Annotated in this window: 6 protein-coding genes; 3 read left to right on the forward strand and 3 right to left on the reverse strand. The window is 60.9% G+C overall.

The window, feature by feature from the left end:
- Positions 1-88: 88 nt before the first annotated feature.
- Together VK519_RS10900 and VK519_RS10905 are read right to left on the reverse strand one after the other, a co-directional pair.
- Positions 89-523: a hypothetical protein gene (locus VK519_RS10900; protein ID WP_324349748.1), complete on the reverse strand. Its 435-nt coding sequence runs from the start codon at positions 521-523 to the stop codon at positions 89-91.
- Positions 524-640: 117 nt separating this feature from the next.
- The gene (locus VK519_RS10905) at positions 641-916 is read right to left on the reverse strand and encodes a 4-oxalocrotonate tautomerase (RefSeq protein ID WP_324349755.1); all 276 of its coding nucleotides are present in this window, start codon (positions 914-916) and stop codon (positions 641-643) included.
- A gap of 626 nt (positions 917-1,542) precedes the next feature.
- Between VK519_RS10905 and VK519_RS10910 the strand changes: the two genes are divergently transcribed.
- From VK519_RS10910 to VK519_RS10920, 3 genes are all read left to right on the forward strand, one after another.
- A complete protein-coding gene (locus VK519_RS10910) occupies positions 1,543-1,839 on the forward strand; it encodes a hypothetical protein (RefSeq protein WP_324349749.1) in 297 nt (98 codons plus the stop codon).
- A gap of 165 nt (positions 1,840-2,004) precedes the next feature.
- Complete coding sequence (locus VK519_RS10915; RefSeq protein ID WP_324349751.1) at positions 2,005-2,274, forward strand: ribbon-helix-helix domain-containing protein; 270 nt, start codon at positions 2,005-2,007, stop codon at positions 2,272-2,274.
- 95 nt (positions 2,275-2,369) lie between these two features.
- Complete coding sequence (locus VK519_RS10920) at positions 2,370-2,567, forward strand: hypothetical protein (RefSeq protein ID WP_324349752.1); 198 nt, start codon at positions 2,370-2,372, stop codon at positions 2,565-2,567.
- Positions 2,568-2,589: 22 nt separating this feature from the next.
- Here VK519_RS10920 and VK519_RS10925 read toward each other — a convergent pair.
- Positions 2,590-2,910: SURF1 family protein (locus tag VK519_RS10925; RefSeq protein ID WP_324349754.1), on the reverse strand; the 321-nt coding region annotated here is incomplete at its 5' end.

The following is a 2,910-nucleotide window of genomic DNA, read 5'->3' on the forward strand; positions in this document are numbered from 1 at the left end:
AGGACGATCGGGGTAACTTCAGAGTAGGCGCGGTGTCCGCCCTGGCGCGCTAGCCAAGCCATCTAGGTGGCTTGGCGCTCTACAGGGCCTATGTTGGTCGCTTCGCACGCCAAGGCTCCATCGGGGCCTTGATATAGCGTCTGTATACATAGCCCCAGGGCAATGCGATGGGTACCAACACCACGCCCATCATGCAGGCGAACAATGTTTGGGCCGCGTATTCGTCCAGGCCGCCGTGGAGCCACATGCGAAACGCGAAGGCAACGACCCAGATGACTTTCCATATGAGTTCAAAAAGCAGGATCGGGATCATCTGCATTGGATAGCGAAGGCCAAGCGCGCACATCACCGCCAGTCCTCCAAGAAGGGCCAGGATCACGGTCTGCGGATTGGCTGCCGTTCCCGACGGCGCGATGATGTCAGGCCATACCGTAAGCGCCAAACCCAAGGCGATGAACAAGTACACGCCACGCAGAAGGAAGAGCCGAAGAGTGCTGACCTCACAAGCAGGGGTGTCGGTCATGTCGGTAGCCTAGGTGAAGGAGCTTGTTCCGGATGGTGGCATGCTCCACCACCATGCACAGATTAAACACCTTGCAGGTGCCACGGCATAGGCTTTCCCCTTGCGTCATGCGCGTGATTACCCGTCTGAACGCAGTTTGCCGCCCTTGGCCCACGCGTCGCGGGATACTTCGGTAATCACAATCTCCACGCTGTCCGGGGGACATTGCAGGGTTTCCACGGTAATGCGGGTGGCCTCCTGTACGAAGGCACGCTTTTGTTCAAGCGTGCGGCCGGGATGCATTTCCAGACGTAGAACGGGCATGGTGTCGCTCTCATGGATGCCCTTGAGGGGGCGGTGGCGGCATGATGCGCGTGGGTGGGCCGCGGATAAACTCGCCTCTATTTTGTACACAGTCAACCTATAGGTTTTCAATCAGCCGGCCCGCCAGGATCCGCGGCAGAGCGTCGCAAGCGATCCGACCGTGGCTGGAAGAACCACGATTTCTTCGATCGAAATTCGCGCTCAACTTTGAGACGCTTCTGATGGAAGTGCCGATGCGGATTCGGGAAAATGCACGGGTTGTCGGTACATCGACAACCGGGTGTAGCAACCTGAAGAAGTGGCGGACGCCGTGAACATCACGGCGCTTCGTTTCCCACCTTTTGTGGCGGGCGGCCAGGCGGACTTCGGTCCGGCCGGCTACCTCTCCGGTTTGCTACCCTGGCTCGCCTGCCACACCTTCGCGTATTCACGGTGCGGCGTACGAGTCTTGTGGAACGGCATGGACGCATCGGGCAGGTGACAATGTCCCGGGGTACGCTGGTCGGGAGCGTCAGAACGACCGATCCTGCTTCGTCGGCGTAAGCCGGGGGCGTCCATTCCGTCCCAACCGTTTCGGGACACGACACCGGGGCATGACTCCACCTGAACGGAAAGGAACCATTCCAGGCCACCCGTTTATCCGGGCGCAAGGAATTGCAAGGCACACTCGAGCCGGTAATACCCCCGGCCTCGTGCCTTGTACGGAGATAAACCCCATGCGCAAGCCCGCCCTGCTACTGGCCACTTCCCTTGGCCTTGTCCTGGCCTCGCACGCCTTTGCTTCCGACCGGCCCGACCCGGGCAAGCTCACCACCCGCTGCCTGGATGCCGCAGCGAAGAAATTCGACGTCAAGAACGACTATATCCAGCTGCAGCCGGTGCAGGCCGCCGATACGGGCTCGGGCTATTCGATCGCCGGCATCGCCGACGCGGGCATGGACGGCAAGAAGAATTTCACCTGCCAGTTCGACAAGAAGGGCAAGCTGGCCAACCTCGTCCCTGAGGGCAAGTAAGCGAAGCTCCGTGCCGCGCGCAGGGCGCGGCGCGGATCTCTCGCAAACTTTGCCGCGTGGCGACGATCGGCTTTCGTTGCCTTAAGAAGTAGAAGCGCAGGTACTAGATCGAAGGGGTGGGAAGGAGTAGTATTTATTCCTACCAGCCCGTCCAAGGTCCTTGCCATGGCGACCAGCCAAAAACTCAGCATCTCTCTTTCGAAAGAACAGGCCGAGCTCGTTGATAGGCTGGCAAAGTCGGGCCAATACGCCAGCGCCAGTGCCGTCATCAGCGACGGCCTGCGCGCGCTTCAGGCGCGGGACGCGGCCGTGGAACGCTGGCTGCGGCAGGAAGTGGTCCCAGCGTACGAAGAACTTCGCGACGATCCTTCCAAGGGCATGACCATTGATCAGGTGCGCGAGGCGCTTGGGCGCCGTCGTCAGCAGCGGAGCTAACCTGTAGATGGGCCTGCGCCATCGGGTGATCGTTTCGCCCCGCGTGACTGCGAACCTTATCGAACAAGAGGACTACCTGGCCGAACGCGCCTCGCGTGCTGTGGCCGAGGCCTATCGGCCACCTGCGGCATGACATCCTGCCTGGACTCACGGTTATTGGTTACCGGGGATCGGCCAATCTCGCCGTTGTGATCGAGCGTCCCTACGCTTATGTCGTGGGCGTGTATTTCGGTGGCGAAGACTACGAAAGTGAACTCTACGAACTCGATATGGAAGCCATCAAGTCGTGGTGAGTACGGCGTGGCGTGAGCCGGTTTAATTCCGCCGCTTTTTCCGCTCGTCCTTCCAGACGATCCAGCCACCGAACAGGGTCATCAGCGCCAGGCCAAACCAGGTGAGGGCGTACATCAGGTGGTTGTCGGGGAAGGCGATGACCGTGAGGCCGCCGACGGGGCCATCGTTGCCGTCCCGGCCAGGGGAGGAGGCGGCATCGGCATCCACGAAATAAGGAGCGGCAGTGTCCAGCCCCTTGGCGGTGGCGATGGCGGTGACGTCCCGTGAATACCAGCGATCGTGTGCCGGGTCGTTTGCCTGCAAGAAGGCGCCCTTCGGTTCGCTGATGCGCAACAGGCCGAC

It is taken from the genome of Pinirhizobacter sp., from assembly GCF_035317885.1.
GTDB lineage: Bacteria > Pseudomonadota > Gammaproteobacteria > Xanthomonadales > Rhodanobacteraceae > Pinirhizobacter.

Excerpts from the sequence above, each read along its gene's own strand:
- VK519_RS10900 (WP_324349748.1), bottom strand. The coding sequence starts at position 523 with ATGACCGACACCCCTGCTTGTGAGGTCAGCACTCTTCGGCTCTTCCTT.
- VK519_RS10910 (WP_324349749.1), top strand. The coding sequence starts at position 1,543 with ATGCGCAAGCCCGCCCTGCTACTGGCCACTTCCCTTGGCCTTGTCCTG.
- VK519_RS10915 (WP_324349751.1), top strand. The coding sequence starts at position 2,005 with ATGGCGACCAGCCAAAAACTCAGCATCTCTCTTTCGAAAGAACAGGCC.